Genomic DNA, 15,337 nt, shown 5'->3' with positions numbered 1-15,337 from the left:
GCATTTACTTTACCAATACCAGACTTTAGCAAGATTACTTCATGTCCTGCCAATAGCCCTTTCGTAAATTCACAACCTGCAACAGTTTCTGTTTCTGCTTGTTCTAATTTGTCACGTAAAATACGTACTTCTTCTTCCATTGCTCCAATTACAGCAATTTTCARTCTAATCCCTCTTTCTATTGCTTAGTTGCCTCCATTACCCAAACGAAATGATTTAATCTCGTAAACGTTACRTGGAAGCCATTGTTTTCAAAAATAGATTGCATGATCGGAATACGTGTATAGTATTCTGTTTGCAAATCGTTTGCTAACTGATGAAAACCTCTTTGTTTTGCTGTCTCAACAGTTTTATCATATGCATCTTGATCTGCAAATATCGTATCAGCAAACACTATTTTACCACCTTTGTTTAGCAATTGACTATACTTCGCAATTGCTACGTCTTTTTCATCATCTGTTAAATGATGAAATGCATAGGTGCTCACAATTGTATCAATTGAATTTGGAACTTCAAATGAAAGAAAATCACCCTCTGTAATTGAAAACTCTTTTGGTAATTTCTCTTTTGCGATAGTACGCATTTCACGTGACGGTTCTATACCGTAAACTGTGCGRCCAGCAAGTAATAATTTATTTGTTAAATTTCCAGTACCAACACCAAATTCTAATACGTTGCCAAATGACTTGTTAACTACATCCTCTAAAATGTCCTCATAATGGGCGAAAACTTCTTTATATTGTATATCTTCGCCTTGTACAAATGAGTCGTACGTATGAGCCCATTCATCAAATAAACCATTAAATTCTATGCCCATAAAAATTCCCCTTTTTCTTATCGGTTTTATCAGTATGATATTCCCTCTTTCTAAAAATGTCAATTGAAATGTACATAGTATTTCCTTCTTTTCTTTGTTACACTATAGGTGATTATCACAGGAGAGGGGGCATCTTTGTGTCATTTACCTTTGAAATGTTAGAAGATAAAGTAGAATTTTTCGAGGCTGCAAACTTGGTTTCTTTAGAAAAGAAAATTAGCGAACAAATTGATAATAATAAAGCACTTATGCTCGAAGTTCATCATATTTCTCACCAAATGATTATGGATCCTGAAAGCAAAAGACCTTATTATAGTGCGGTTGTTCATTTTAAATTAAAGAAATTACGCTAACTAAAAAAGAGAGGCTCCTAAGAGCCTCTCTTTTTTAGTTTAGAGTTTGAACGAGTACTGGTTTCCAGCCCTCATTGTCTACCCAATMAATATTTACATAATATTTTTTACCTGATTGCTTATCTTGCACGTTACCGTAAGCTTTATTCTTACCGTTATTTCCGATTCTATGAATAACCAATTGCTCTACCGGAACGTCAATTGCAGCGGAAATCGCCTGATTCATCTCATTCCAATCTGCTGTACCTTTTTKAAACGTCATCGCAGGTGTTGCACCTTGYTCTGTACCTACTGGCTTCCAAGAAGGTTTCGTATAAGCATCTGTTGCCTTTGGCTGTGTTTTTTCAGCTGATATTTTCTCATTAGTTTTTGCTTCTTCTTCAGCTTTTTTCTTTTCTTCYTCAGCCTTTAGCTTCTCTTCTTCTTCCTTCTTCTTAGCCTCTGCTTTCTCTTTCTCTTGCTCRTTCTTCTTCGTCTCTTCTTTACCTTTTGCTTTCTCAGCTTTATTTTCTTTTGTTGTTTGCTGAGCTACTTTTTTATTATCACTAGAAGACGCTTGCTCTTTTGTGTCAGGAACAAACAATTGATATGCTACAATAGCTACTGCTACTAATACAATAGCGATTGCAATATTTAAAACACCGTTTTGACGACGTTTTTGTTGTTTCTGTTGGAATCTAGATCCTCCTGCCATTCTTCAAACCTCCATGCAGTTTTTCATACTTGCTATTGTAACATTAAATCTAGAAAGGTTGAACATTTACAATAATATTTTCACGAAATGAAAACATTTCATAAATAATTGCAAGATTACTTTTCAATTTCTAATTGATGGATTGCCTCTACCATTTCTGCAAAAACTGGTGTGACTACATTTTCATTACTATCTGTTTCTATATCAACTACAACTAAAGCATATCTTGGGTTTTCATATGGAAAATAACCTGCAAACCAGCGATTCACCCGCTCTCCTTTTCCTGTTTGTGCCGTCCCAGATTTTCCAGCGACAGTTAGTGGCAACGAACGGAATGCGGTTCCCGTTCCTTTCTCCATCGTTACAACGCCTCTTAACAACTGTTGTAATTTTTTCATCGTTTCATAAGAAAGCTGTTTCCCATTTAATTTATGATTTTCAAATGTAAAAAAGTCGGTTCCATTTTTATACGCTATTTTTTTAACGACTTTCACTTCCATCTTCTCTCCACCTCTAGCAATTGTCGCCATCATATTCGCTATAGCTAGAGGTGACACACGTACATCTTTTTGTCCGACCATCGTTTGAGCAATCGCTTTTCTACTATTTTTATTTTCTTCGCTTTCCCAAATAATAGCACTCTTTTCTTCTGGCAATTGCTCAAATTCTGGTGTATGAAATACCGAACCTTTCCAACCTACCTTCTCACTTGCTCCTAAGGCCTCTAAATACGTTTCTAATACTTCCCTATCCTTTTGCATTAGTTCATCACCTAATACGGCAAACGTTCGATTACAGCTTCTAGCAACGCTTTCCTTAAAGTTTAATGACCCCATCATAACTTGCGGAAGATTTTCACCGTATAAATCCGTATTACAGTTAAATGTACGATTAAACCGCACCAAATTCTCATTAATTCCTGCTGCTGCAACTACTGTTTTAAAAACAGACCCCGGAAAATGAGGAGTTAACATTTGATTTTCAAGTGTAGMTTTATATATCCTCCTATCATTCATCTGTAAAGAAGGCCTACTTACCATTGCTACAACTTCACTATTCTTTATGTCTAGTAATACTAACCCACCTTTTTTTATTCCGTTTTCATCTATAATCTTCTCTGCTCGTCGTTGCAACGTTTTATGTATTGTTGTTTGAATAGTAACTGGATAAAATGGATTTCCTGGTGAAGTGTATTTCGCCTGCTTCCCAAAAATCGGTTCTCCTTGTCGATCCACTTGATATAGTACTTTCGCTTCTCCATCAGTCAGTAAAAATTCATCAAATGATTGTTGCAATCCAGAAATACCAATTGGCGTTTGTTTCGAAGTTTTTTTCATTTCTCCATAACGCTTTTGAAATTCCTGTTCATTCTCTCCCACATCACCAATTAAATGATCTGCCTCTCCCATTTGCTTCAGTCGAACTTCTGCTGCTACAATACCTAAAATATCTAATTGATTTACCTTCTTCATCTGCTCGAGCGTTAATTGAAATGGGGTATTCTCCCTTCGTAATATAAATGCTTGATTCTTATTTTTCATTTGCAGTCTTATCTCTTGTCTCGACACACCAATGATATGCGCAATTTTCTCTAACATGTCATTTTTTATTTGTAAAAATGGAAAAACAATTAAGACTGGATATTTCTCTTCACCAATTTCCTTACCATTTCGATCTGTAAAATGCCCTCTTCCATTATCTACTGTAAGTGATTGTGTTCGTTGCGTAACACTTTTTTCAATCAGATTGATATTTCGGTCAGTAAATGATTCCGTATCTATAATCTGTATTTGGATTAAACGACAAAGTAATAAAAAAATCACACCCATAAAACAAATTAAAACAATTATAATTCTCCGTTTCATTTTCATAAAAAACACCTCGTCTATTGTAGTTTAGACGAGGTGTTTCACCTTTTATACAAATAAAAAATCACTCGTTTTTACACGAGTGATTTTTTACGTTATTTTACAGAGATAATCTCTACTTGCATTTCTCCACCTGGTGTTTGGATTGCTACCTTCTCACCAATTTGCTTACCTAATAAGCTTTTTGCGATTGGAGAATCGTTAGAAATTCTTCCTTCAAATGGATCGGCTTCTGCGCTACCTACGATTATGTATGCTTCTTCGTCTCCACCTGGTAACTCTTTAAATGTTACTGTTTTACCTAATGTTACAACTGTAGACTCTTCACCATTGTCTTCAATGATAACCGCATTACGAATCATGTTTTCAAGTTGTGTAATACGTCCTTCTACGAATGCTTGCTCATCTTTCGCTGCATCATACTCAGAGTTCTCTGAAAGATCTCCGAAGCTACGTGCGATCTTAATACGCTCTACAACTTCTTTACGTCTTACTGTTTTTAATTGTTCAACTTCGTTCTCTAGTTTTTGCTTACCCTCTTGCGTCATAGGGTATGTTTTTTCTGTTGCCATGTTTTCCACTCCTTTTATATACCAATCCCCCGAAAAAAAGAGGAGTTCCATATGAAAACTCCTCCGCTTATATAGCGGAGGTTTCTAGCACACGTAGCACTAGTGGAGTTGTCACATACAACCCCTTATTCTCCAATTCTTCCTTATATAAAGAAGGTATGTATGGAAAGTTGATATAAATATGCCCTCACCTATTGGTAGGTGAGGTTTCATGTTTCATTGTATTCGATAAGAAGGGAAAAAATCCCTTCCTATCGTATATCTTTTACTATGCTATTACAAATTTACTTTTTGTTCAAGAATTGTTGCAATTTTTGTMACCATAATATCAATTGCAACATGRTTTTGTCCACCTTCAGGGATAATAATATCCGCGAATTTCTTAGAAGGCTCAATAAATTGATTATGCATTGGACGTACAACGTTTACGTATTGGTCGATAACTGAATCCATTGTACGACCGCGCTCTTCAATATCGCGCTGCATGCGGCGTAAAATACGAAGGTCTGCATCTGTATCAACGAACACCTTAATATCCATTAACTCACAAAGACGTGGGTCTTCTAAAATAAGAATTCCTTCTAAAATAATTACATCTTTCGGCTCAACTGGAATAATTTTTTCTGAACGCGTATGCAATGTATAGTCATATATAGGCTTTTCCACTTGCTCATATGCAAGCAACTGCTGCAAATGGTCAATTAACAAATCATTATCAAACGCTAAAGGATGATCGTAATTTGTTTTTAAACGTTCTTCCATTGGTAAATGGCTTTGATCTTTGTAATAATAATCTTGCTCCAAGATTAAAATGGAATGACCTTTAAAATGGTCAAAAATCGCTTTCGTTACACTTGTTTTTCCTGATCCTGAACCACCAGCGATTCCAATTACAACAGGCTTATTCGTCCCCATTCGACTACCACTCTTTCTTATTGAAGTATGTTTTTGCGCATCATATTATTCACATACACTGGTTGATCCACTTTGAATTTCACGATTTGCAACGGATGTCTCGCTGCATCTAATTCGTTTCCATCCTCATCCCAAATTTTCTCCACCGTTTGCGTAAAGTTTTCTATTTCTGGCCCAAAGAACTCCACTTCATGTCCTGGTTTGAAGTGATTACGTTGCTCAAGCGTTACGATGCCCGTTTCTTCATTATAATCTAACACTAAACCAGCAAAATCATACGTTGTTTTCTTACTATGATTTCCAAACATTTGCTCTTGATGTCCTGGAACCCCTTCAAAGAATGCAGGAGCTGTATCACGATTTGCACATTTATCAAGTTCATCTAACCATTCTTGTTTAAACTCAAAGTTATCCGGATCCGCACAATACGCATCAATTACTTTACGATATACAGTTGCTACAGTCGCTACGTAATGGATAGATTTCATACGTCCTTCAACTTTTAAGCTATCAATTCCAATTTCAATCATTTTCGGAATTGATAAGATTAAATTTAAATCTTTTGGGCTCATCGCAAAGTGAGCATCTTCTTCTTGGAATAGAGGAAGCTCTTTTGCATCTTTATGTTGTGATACCGTTTGAACTAAATCATAATCCCAGCGGCAAGATTGACAACAACCACCACGGTTAGAGTCACGCGCTGTCATATGGTTACTTAATGTACATCTCCCTGAATACGCGATACACATTGCACCATGGACGAATGCTTCAATTTCAACATCAACTTTTTCTTTAATTTCTTTCATTTCTTCATAGCTTGCTTCACGAGCTAATACAAGACGATGTAAACCTTCTTCTTTCCAATACTGTGCTGCTTTCCAGTTGGATAGTGATTGTTGTGTACTTAAATGCACCTCAACAGAAGGCGCCACACGTTTACATGTCTCAATAATAAGCGGATCAGCAACGATAATTCCCGTTACGCCAGCTTTTTCAATCCCTTTTAAATATTCCTCTAGCCCATCCATATTTTCATTATGTGCAAAAATATTTGTTGTTACGTATATTTTTGCTCCATATTTCTTTGCAAATTCAACGCCTTCTGCCATGTCTTCCAGCGTAAAGTTACCTGCATTAGAACGAAGACCAAATTCTTGTCCACCTAAATATACAGCATCTGCCCCATAATGGATAGCTACTTTTAATTTTTCTAAGTTACCCGCAGGGATTAACAGTTCAGGTTTTTTCACAATAACGCGTTTGCCATCGATCACTCGTGAAATTTCTTGTACAGTCATTTCCTACACCCTCCTCGTTTAGTAAACCGTTTCTTTAAAGAAGAATCCTGTATCTAACGGACGATTTACCGGTTGTATTTCTTCTATCTCTTTAAATAAATCATCTTTCACGTCATAATACGCATCACGATCTTCTACACATAAATCAATCGCCTTACGATATTTCTTCGTTACCTCAATAATGTACTCAGAACTTTTTAGGACACCATCAATTTTTAAGCTATCGACTTCAGCATCGATTAGTTCCTCTAACTCATCGATGAAACAAATATCATTCGGACTCATAATGTGAGTACCATTTTCATCTTCATAAATTGGATATTTGTTATTACGTTCCGGGTCGTATAAGAACATATTCTCTTCATACTTTTTCTTTTCGATGTCGAGATTACGCCCTTGATACTCAAAGTAGTTTCCTACTAGTGAACGCTTCGATTGGAACATGCAAGTCATACCGTGAATTTGTACTTCAAGTTCCACTTCAGCATTTTCTTTTAATTCAGCAATTTCATCTAAGCTAAGCTCACGAGCTAATACAGCGCGTTTCGCTCCTCTTTGTCCCCAATAGTTACAAGTAAACCAGTTTGTTGCTGTCGTTTCTGTATTCCAGTGAAGTTGCATATTTGGTGCAACTTCACGAACAGCCATTAATACCGCTGGATCTCCGAAAACAATCGCATCTACATTTACCTCATTTAAAAAGGCAACATAGTCCGTTAATTCTTCTACTTTATCATTGTGGAACATCGCATTCATTGCAACGTATACTTTCACACCATTTTCATGTGCAATGTTTACAGCTTGTTTCACATCTTCACGTGAAAACTCTCCTGCCAAACGTAAACCAAACTTTTGTTCACCAACCATTACTGCATCTGCCCCTGCTTTCGCAAGAGGTTCAATATCCGCCACCGCTCTAGGCGTTACTAACAATTCAGGTTTCTTCATACTTTTGTCACCCTCTCTTTTTACTTACAGCCACTCCATCGCCAATTGGGAAAATCGTTGTATCATATCCTTCATGATTCATAAGCCATTCATTGTACGTCTTAATACGACGAATCAAACCACGGGTACGTCTATTTTCAATTTTCTCTTTTGTCGTCACAAGACCATGGTACATAACGTTATCTGAAATAATAACGCCACCAGGATTTAATAACGGTTCGTATAAGTCAAAAAAGCGACGATACTGCCCTTTCGCTGCATCAATAAAAATAACATCAAATGTTCCATGTTCTTTCACTTGTTCGCCCGTTTCTAAAGCATCACCGTAAATAACAGAAATACGGTCTGTTACCGAGGAACATTCTATATATTCAAGTGCCTTTTCATATCGTTCACGATTGCGCTCTACTGTCACAATGCGAGAGTTCGGAATAGCTTGCATCATACGAATACTAGAATAACCGATTGCTGTTCCAAGTTCTAAAATACTTTCCGGTCCAATTAAACGTAAAAATTGCAGCATAAATTCCATTCCAAGTCGATCCATAATCGGCACATGGTTTTCAGTTGCATACTCTTCCATTTCAAGAATTAATTTATCTTTTGGATCAATAAATGATAATAGGTACTCGTTAACTGCATCCTCCATAATTGGTCCTCCTTATTTACATGGAGAAGTGCCTCTATGACGCGTCAACCTTTGTCTTTTCACACATAGAATGCAATAAAAATACAAGCCAGTTTCACCCTTAGCTTGTACGTCCCGTTTTGATATTAAAAACGATTCTTCTGCCAGTTTTTAACCCGATATATTTTACCACAAAAAAGAGGGATATGCGACCCTTTTCGCTATCCCTCCCCATTTCACTGTTTTTTCGTAATGTATTTTTGCTTTAATGCATTATGTTCTTCTAATGTTTTCGCATAATACACTTCACCACTTGGTGCAGCTAAGAAATAATAATAATCTGTTTGCGCAGGATCTAACGCTGCTTCCACTGAATGTTTACCAGAGTTTGCAATCGGTCCAACCGGCAACCCTTTCACAACATACGTATTGTACGGTGAGTTTAYTTTCAAGTCTTCGTATAATACACGTTGTTTATGCTTTCCAAGCGCGTATAATACCGTCGGATCCGTTTGAAGCGGCATGCCTTTCGCTAAACGATTATAGAAAACACTAGAGATTTTTTGGCGATCAGTAAAGCCAGTAGCCTCTTCTTCAATAAGTGAAGACAACGTGAGAAGTTGATGAACATCCCAGTTCTTCGCTTTCATTTTCGCCTCATTTTGAACAATAATTGCATTTGTTTTCTCAAGCATCGGGATTACAATTTCTTCTAATTTCGTATCCTTTTTATAGAAAGAATACGTTGCTGGATATAAGTATCCTTCTAATGGATATTTAATGTTGCTATCAAAAATTTTATCTGTTAATAGCTTCGGATACTTTTGCTGCATTTTTTGAATAAATGCTTTATCGTTTAATTGACGCACAACATCATCTTTATTCCACTTTAATTCTGCCGCAATCACTTCAGCAATTTCAGTTACTTGCGCCCCTTCTTTAATTGTCACTTTATAAAGAGCCGGACGATGTACGTTGCCAGATGACATTTGTTCAATGACATCGTTGGCACTCATCGAAGGATTTAATAAATATGTACCTGCTTGTAAGCTTTTCGACTTAAATTTCGTATAAAAACTAAAAACTGTACTGCTTTTCACAGCACCTTTTTCTTCTAAAATCTCACCGATTTTACTTGTAGATGACCCCTTTGGAATCTCTACCTCAATCTCTTTTTTATTTCCACTATCAACTGGCCCTAATGCAGATGAAATATACGCATAGACTGATCCACAAACTAAAAGCAGTGCGATAATCGAAATTAAAAAAATGCGTCTACGCTTCTTCTTCACTTGATTCTCTACCAAAATTCTTCCTCCTTATTCAATTGTAGACCGTATACACTTCCTCTATACAATGCCCTACAAACATAAAGCAAAACCAATCATTTCTAAATAATCGGTGACAGCTACTTATTTAAAGCCTTTTTTCATACAACCCGTCTTATTATACTATAAACAATTAAGTAGTTTCGACAAAAAATCTGTCATTTTGCATATGAATACAAAAAAGGCGAACTGTGTACACAGTTCGCCTTTTTATCCATTACTATTCTTCTTCTTGCTCATCAGCAAGAGTGTTAAACATTTCTTGTACCATTTCCCACTCTTCTTCAGATTCAATTGAAAGTAATGTTCCGCCCTCTTCTTCACTTTGCTCRTATGCCATTGCATCGAAGATTTGGTCTCCATCTTCGTCTACTTCACCGATTGGAGAGAAGACTACGTAAGATTTTTTGCCGAATTTTTCAGCATCAAAAGTGAAAATAATTTCACATAAATGTTCGTTTCCTTTTTCGTCTACAATTGTAATTTGATTTTCTTCCATTTTGGTCACCTCTTATTTACTATCTAAAAATCCTTGTAAGATCACGACTGCAGCCATCTTATCGATTACCTGTTTTCGCTTCTTACGGCTCACATCAGCTGAAATGAGCAGACGTTCCGCTGCCATCGTCGACAAACGCTCGTCCCACATTACAACTTCTAATTGTAACAGATTTCGCAGGTTTTCTGCAAATTGCTGGCACGCTTCACCACGAGGGCCGATTGTACCATTCATATTTTTAGGTAAACCTACTACTATTTTGTCCACATTGTACTGTTTTACCAACTCAGAAATACGGTCAAAACCAAAGTGGCCTCGTTCTTCGTTAATCCTGATTGTTTCCAGCCCTTGTGCTGTCCAGCCCATTTCATCGCTCATTGCAACACCGACTGTTTTAGTACCAACATCTAAACCTAATATCCGCATAAACTACTCCTCACGATGATGTTTCAAGTAAGACTTCACAAGCTCTTCAATTATCTCATCACGTTCAAGCTTGCGAACGATGCTTCGTGCATCTTTATGGCGAGGTATGTATGCTGGATCTCCACTTAATAAATAACCGACGATTTGGTTAATCGGATTATAACCTTTTTCTTGAAGTGCATCATACACAGTTAAAAGTACATCATTTACATGGACACTCTGTTTTTCATCTTGAATGCTAAACTTCATTGTCTTATCAAAACCGTCCATTTCAAGCACCTCACTTGTAAGTAGTAAGTATAGGGAGAAGAACTTCTCCTCTCCCTACCGGCCACCACCGCCGCCTCCACAACGAGAAGCTACTTCTTTCACAAGTTTACCCGCATGGTAACCTTGACTAATTAAATCTTTCGTTACGCCAGCTAAAATRTTTACCTTATCGTCATTTACAGACGCTAATACAACAACTGCAGACTYTAATTTATTTTTAAGGTCATCCATCATTGTACGTAAGTTGTTCATATCTGCAACATTTACTTTTGCCGCTAATACGTTCACGCCATCAACTGTCATTACTGAATCAGTTAAGTTTCCAGCTTCGATATTGCTTAATTTCGCAGCAAGAGATTCGTTTTCTTTTTGAAGTTGTTTTACTTCAGYAAATAAACCATCAACTCTTGTTAAAATATCTTTTGGATTTGTTTTCATTTTTCCTGCTGCTTCTTTTAATAAACCTACTTGATCGTTCATTAATTCGTATGCAGACTTACCAGTTACCGCCTCAATACGACGAGTTCCTGCACCGATACCAGACTCAGCAACGATTTTGAAAATACCRATAGAAGCTGTGTTATCAACGTGACAACCACCGCAAAGCTCTAAGCTGTAATCGCCTACTTGYACAACGCGTACAACATCRCCGTATTTTTCACCGAATAATGCCATTGCGCCCATTTCTTTCGCTTCTTCGATTGCTTTTTGAGAAATCGCAACATCAATACTTTCCCAAATTTTTTCGTTTACGATACGCTCAATTTTTTCTAATTCATCAGCTTGTACTTGACCGAAGTGAGAGAAGTCAAAACGTAAACGTTCAGATGTTACAAGAGAACCCGCTTGGTTAACATGTGTTCCAAGTATATCTTTTAATGCTTGGTGCAGTAAGTGAGTTGCTGTATGGTTTTTCACAACGCTACTACGGTTTTTCGTATCGATAAGAGCTTTTACAGCCGCTTCTTTCGTTAATGTACCTTCTTCCACAACTACTTTGTGTAAGTTTTGACCATTTGGTGCTTTTTGTACGTCTTTTACAACAACTTTCACGCCGTCAGCAAGAAGGTAACCACGGTCTGCAATTTGCCCACCGCTCTCAGCGTAGAATGGCGTTACATCAAGCATTAATTGTCCTTCTTCACCTGCTTGTAAGCTATCTGTATACTCACCATTTTTCACAAGGGCAACGACGTTACTTTCTGTTGCAACTGTACCGTAACCAACGAATTCGCTCGCTACTTTAACTTCACCAAGTACACCGCCTTGAACTTGCATAGAATCAACGTCTTGACGAGCAGCACGTGCACGCTCACGTTGTTTCTCCATTTCATTTTCAAAGCCCGCTTGATCAACTGTCATACCAGCTTCTTCTGCATATTCTTCTGTTAATTCAATTGGGAAACCGTACGTGTCGTATAGGCGGAACGCATCTACGCCAGAAATAACAGTTGTTTTTTCTTCTTTCGCTTTTGCAATTACTTCAGCTAAAATTGATTCACCATCATGAAGTGTTTCATGGAAACGCTCTTCTTCATTCTTCACAACTTTTGCGATGAAATCTTTCTTTTCAAGTACTTCTGGATAGAAGTCTTTCATTACTTCTCCAACAACCGGTACTAATTCAAACATGAACGGACGGTTGATGTTTAATTTCTTAGAATAACGAACAGCACGGCGTAATAAACGACGTAATACATAACCACGGCCTTCGTTAGATGGAAGAGCACCATCACCAACAGCGAATGTTACTGTACGGATATGGTCAGCAATTACTTTAAACGCCATATCTTTTTCTAAATCGCCATTACGATATTTCTCACCAGAAATTGATTCTGTTGCACCAATCATCGGCATGAATAGGTCTGTATCAAAGTTCGTAGGTACATCTTGAACGATAGATGTCATACGCTCTAGACCCATTCCTGTATCGATGTTTTTCTTAGGAAGTGGCGTATATGAACCGTCTGGATTATGGTTAAATTGAGAGAATACAAGGTTCCATACTTCTAAGTAACGCTCGTTTTCTCCGCCCGGATATAATTCTGGGTCACTAAAGTCATTACCGTAAGATTCACCGCGGTCATAGAAAATTTCTGTATTCGGTCCACTTGGTCCTTCACCGATATCCCAGAAGTTTTCTTCTAAACGGATGATGCGTTCTTTTGGAACACCCATTTTCTCATTCCAAATTGTGAATGCTTCTTCATCTTCCGGATGAATTGTAACAGATAGTAATTCTTTATCGAATCCGATCCATTTGTCGCTCGTTAGAAATTCCCAAGCCCAAGTAATTGCTTCTTCTTTGAAGTAATCACCGATTGAGAAGTTCCCTAACATTTCAAAGAATGTATGGTGACGAGCCGTTTTCCCAACGTTTTCAATATCATTTGTACGAATTGATTTTTGTGCATTTGTAATACGTGGATTTTGTGGGATTACACGACCATCAAAATATTTCTTTAATGTCGCTACACCACTATTAATCCATAACAGAGATGGATCTTCATGAGGAACTAGTGATGCACTTGGTTCTACTGCATGTCCTTTTTCTTGGAAAAAGTCTAAAAACATTTGACGAATTTGTGCGCCTGTTAGTTGTTTCATTGTATTTTCCTCCTTAAATATAAAAAACTCCCGCCCCTAATAAAAGGGACGAGAGTTAACTCGCGATACCACCCTAATTATGAATTGATTATTATAACAATCAATTCATCACCTCATGGTGCCGTAACGTGGCAAGACGGCAGTGATTAGCTGCTCTCAGGATTAGCTTTCTGTTACCCTTCATTTAAAGCTCCTTTCAGCCAGTGGAAGCTTCTCTCTACAAATGGACTGTAACGTACTTGTTCCGTCATTGATTTAATGTATTATATGACTAAATATAATAGAATTCTCTTAAGTTTGTCAATGTAGATAATCATTTATATTGTATCAATTGCTTATTAATCATAGTTATTCTACTATTCATTCTTAACAGCCTTTAAATATATTATGCATTTATTACTAAATAGGAATCTCCTCTCAAAAAATACTTTATACAAATTTCTAAATATTACATTATTTGTTATAATTAAATTATTAACAATAAAGGAGCGATTACAATGACAACCTTATTGAATCAAGCTAAAGAAATGTTAACAACTGATGAAAAAATCCTTTTTTATGCAGCATGCTCATTAAATATATTTATATATCGTTCCGTCGCAAGACCAGGACTGTTAATTTTAACGAACAAACGGCTCTTCTTTTATGGACCAGATGTAAGTAAGAACCCAATATTTGAAGAGTACTCTTTTGCAAACATTTCTAATCTAAAAGAGCAAAAGCGTCTTTTCAGCAATCAAATTATATTTATGTACGATAATGAATGGAAAAAAATAAAACATATTCAAACAAATGATGTAAGCTCTCTCGTTCAACAAATACACGAGCAACTCTCTAAATAATGATAGCCCTCTACTTTTATAAGTAGAGGGCTATCATATTACACATCTTCTYTTTTCCAAAGAGGCCTCACATGAACGAYCACTGTMCGAATRACMGCTAAAATWGGAACCGATATTAGYAATCCTACAATCCCGGCTATCTCTCCTCCAACTAGTAATGCRAGCATAATAATAACGGGATGCATACGAAGCGACTTACCAACGATGTAAGGCGATAAAATGTTACTTTCCAAAAATTGCAAAATAGCAATCGTAATCCCCGCCTTAATGAGTAAACTCGTTGATACCGTTGCTGCAATCATCAACGTCGGAATCGCCCCTAAAATAGGACCAAAGTACGGGATTATATCCGTTACCCCAATAATAATACCGAGTAATAACGGATATTTCATACCGATAAACCAAAAAGAAAGAACAGATACTCCCCCTAATACTAAGCAAACAAATAACTGTCCTCGAATATAACTTCCGAGTGACTTATCAATTTCTTTCGCAAGCATTTGACCCGTACTACGCCACTTACTCGGAACTAGTTTCCAAAAAATATGATAAAACTCACCGTAATCTTTTAATATGTAAAATACAATGAACGGAATTAAGAAAATAATAAGCAATGAATCCAGCACACCACGTGCTGTGCTCATAACTTTATTTAAAAGCGTTTGTATCTTCATTTCTACACCAACGAAAATTTGCTTTACCTTTTCATGAATAAATGATGGGAAATTCGCTGTTTGTTCTGTAACTCCATCCATCCAAGAATCGTACATTTTTGTAAACTGCGGAAATTGTTCATTAATTTCTTGTAACTGTTTAATAACAACTGGCGTTCCTTTATAAATTCCATAGCCAATTCCGCCAAAGAAAAGAATATAAATGAGCAAAATAGCAAGTGTGCGTGGCATTCCTTCCTTATGGATTTTTTCAATTAAAGGGTGTAATAAATAAGCAATAAAACAAGCAATAAAGAACGGTGTGATCGCCACTTTAAATACAAAAATAATTGGTGCCCATAGTGGCTTGATTTTTAAAAAGACGAGCAAACAAAGAAAAACGAGTAACAATAATCCTAAACGATATATCCAAATGATTTTAAGATTCTTCACACGAAAAACCTCCTCCACCTTTATTTTGAAAATAAATAGGTTAGGTTATGTGCAAAAGTTTTAAAATCTTTTTATACAGACCATACTGTTTTTTAAAGACGTACATATATTTAACATAATAAGGACAACCACCCCTGAAAATACAAAATGTCAAAATATAATCAGG

Annotated in this window: 16 protein-coding genes, 1 pseudogene and 1 other annotated feature; of the genes and pseudogenes, 2 read left to right on the top strand and 15 right to left on the bottom strand. The window is 36.6% G+C overall.

Translation table 11 applies throughout. From position 1 onward, the window contains the following. The coding region (gene mtnN / locus AC1DJR_RS07955) for a 5'-methylthioadenosine/S-adenosylhomocysteine nucleosidase (RefSeq protein WP_477002348.1) at positions 1-164 on the bottom strand (164 nt) is incomplete at its 3' end. 14 nt (positions 165-178) lie between these two features. Beyond that, on the bottom strand, positions 179-817 hold the full coding sequence (locus AC1DJR_RS07950; RefSeq protein ID WP_113734183.1) for a class I SAM-dependent DNA methyltransferase: 639 nt from the start codon (positions 815-817) through the stop codon (positions 179-181). Positions 818-954: 137 nt separating this feature from the next. Between AC1DJR_RS07950 and AC1DJR_RS07945 the strand changes: the two genes are divergently transcribed. Beyond that, on the top strand, positions 955-1,170 hold the full coding sequence (locus AC1DJR_RS07945) for a YrzA family protein (protein ID WP_113734182.1): 216 nt from the start codon (positions 955-957) through the stop codon (positions 1,168-1,170). A gap of 34 nt (positions 1,171-1,204) precedes the next feature. Here AC1DJR_RS07945 and AC1DJR_RS07940 read toward each other — a convergent pair whose 3' ends face one another. From AC1DJR_RS07940 to alaS, 12 genes and pseudogenes are all read right to left on the bottom strand, one after another. Further along, positions 1,205-1,864 (bottom strand): YrrS family protein, encoded by a 660-nt coding sequence (locus tag AC1DJR_RS07940; RefSeq protein WP_477002347.1) that lies wholly within the window; start codon positions 1,862-1,864, stop codon positions 1,205-1,207. A 116-nt stretch (positions 1,865-1,980) separates the two neighbouring features. After that, entirely contained in the window at positions 1,981-3,735 is a 1,755-nt protein-coding gene (locus AC1DJR_RS07935) for a peptidoglycan D,D-transpeptidase FtsI family protein (protein ID WP_477002346.1), read from the bottom strand. Positions 3,736-3,827: 92 nt separating this feature from the next. After that, the gene (gene greA, locus AC1DJR_RS07930) at positions 3,828-4,304 is read right to left on the bottom strand and encodes a transcription elongation factor GreA (RefSeq protein WP_105584419.1); all 477 of its coding nucleotides are present in this window, start codon (positions 4,302-4,304) and stop codon (positions 3,828-3,830) included. Between the two features lie 276 nt (positions 4,305-4,580). Then, on the bottom strand, positions 4,581-5,219 hold the full coding sequence (gene udk, locus AC1DJR_RS07925) for a uridine kinase (RefSeq protein ID WP_002015274.1): 639 nt from the start codon (positions 5,217-5,219) through the stop codon (positions 4,581-4,583). 17 nt (positions 5,220-5,236) lie between these two features. Beyond that, positions 5,237-6,517, bottom strand: coding sequence for a peptidase U32 family protein (locus AC1DJR_RS07920; protein ID WP_002015275.1), 1,281 nt, complete (start codon positions 6,515-6,517; stop codon positions 5,237-5,239). An 18-nt stretch (positions 6,518-6,535) separates the two neighbouring features. Further along, positions 6,536-7,465 (bottom strand): peptidase U32 family protein, encoded by a 930-nt coding sequence (locus AC1DJR_RS07915; protein WP_002015276.1) that lies wholly within the window; start codon positions 7,463-7,465, stop codon positions 6,536-6,538. A gap of 7 nt (positions 7,466-7,472) precedes the next feature. Further along, positions 7,473-8,114 (bottom strand): O-methyltransferase, encoded by a 642-nt coding sequence (locus tag AC1DJR_RS07910; RefSeq protein WP_002034114.1) that lies wholly within the window; start codon positions 8,112-8,114, stop codon positions 7,473-7,475. 215 nt (positions 8,115-8,329) lie between these two features. Beyond that, positions 8,330-9,400, bottom strand: coding sequence for an endolytic transglycosylase MltG (mltG, locus tag AC1DJR_RS07905; RefSeq protein WP_477002345.1), 1,071 nt, complete (start codon positions 9,398-9,400; stop codon positions 8,330-8,332). 241 nt (positions 9,401-9,641) lie between these two features. Continuing rightward, positions 9,642-9,920 (bottom strand): DUF1292 domain-containing protein, encoded by a 279-nt coding sequence (locus tag AC1DJR_RS07900; RefSeq protein WP_002034112.1) that lies wholly within the window; start codon positions 9,918-9,920, stop codon positions 9,642-9,644. A 12-nt stretch (positions 9,921-9,932) separates the two neighbouring features. After that, complete coding sequence (gene ruvX, locus AC1DJR_RS07895) at positions 9,933-10,346, bottom strand: Holliday junction resolvase RuvX (protein ID WP_001221204.1); 414 nt, start codon at positions 10,344-10,346, stop codon at positions 9,933-9,935. Between the two features lie 3 nt (positions 10,347-10,349). Continuing rightward, on the bottom strand, positions 10,350-10,616 hold the full coding sequence (locus tag AC1DJR_RS07890) for an IreB family regulatory phosphoprotein (protein WP_000348591.1): 267 nt from the start codon (positions 10,614-10,616) through the stop codon (positions 10,350-10,352). 57 nt (positions 10,617-10,673) lie between these two features. Beyond that, positions 10,674-13,223: pseudogene (gene alaS, locus AC1DJR_RS07885) on the bottom strand (alanine--tRNA ligase); the annotation flags it as partial. 41 nt (positions 13,224-13,264) lie between these two features. Continuing rightward, positions 13,265-13,483 (bottom strand) — a binding site (T-box leader). A 237-nt stretch (positions 13,484-13,720) separates the two neighbouring features. Here alaS and AC1DJR_RS07880 point away from each other — a divergent pair. Next, positions 13,721-14,065 (top strand): PH domain-containing protein, encoded by a 345-nt coding sequence (locus AC1DJR_RS07880; protein ID WP_002190741.1) that lies wholly within the window; start codon positions 13,721-13,723, stop codon positions 14,063-14,065. Between the two features lie 38 nt (positions 14,066-14,103). On the opposite strand, the gene AC1DJR_RS07875 is transcribed toward AC1DJR_RS07880, so the two are convergent. Continuing rightward, positions 14,104-15,171: an AI-2E family transporter gene (locus tag AC1DJR_RS07875; RefSeq protein WP_477002344.1), complete on the bottom strand. Its 1,068-nt coding sequence runs from the start codon at positions 15,169-15,171 to the stop codon at positions 14,104-14,106. Positions 15,172-15,337: the final 166 nt, after the last annotated feature.

The organism is Bacillus sp. 05T31, assembly GCF_056396725.1.
The sequence above is the reverse complement of the archived record's forward strand: the minus strand, read 5'-3'. Positions and strand labels throughout refer to the sequence as shown.

Coding starts and splice junctions, on each gene's coding strand:
- greA (WP_105584419.1), bottom strand. CDS start 4,304: ATGGCAACAGAAAAAACATACCCTATGACGCAAGAGGGTAAGCAAAAA.
- AC1DJR_RS07920 (WP_002015275.1), bottom strand. CDS start 6,517: ATGACTGTACAAGAAATTTCACGAGTGATCGATGGCAAACGCGTTATT.
- AC1DJR_RS07915 (WP_002015276.1), bottom strand. CDS start 7,465: ATGAAGAAACCTGAATTGTTAGTAACGCCTAGAGCGGTGGCGGATATT.
- AC1DJR_RS07910 (WP_002034114.1), bottom strand. CDS start 8,114: ATGGAGGATGCAGTTAACGAGTACCTATTATCATTTATTGATCCAAAA.
- ruvX (WP_001221204.1), bottom strand. CDS start 10,346: ATGCGGATATTAGGTTTAGATGTTGGTACTAAAACAGTCGGTGTTGCA.
- AC1DJR_RS07890 (WP_000348591.1), bottom strand. CDS start 10,616: ATGGACGGTTTTGATAAGACAATGAAGTTTAGCATTCAAGATGAAAAA.
- AC1DJR_RS07880 (WP_002190741.1), top strand. CDS start 13,721: ATGACAACCTTATTGAATCAAGCTAAAGAAATGTTAACAACTGATGAA.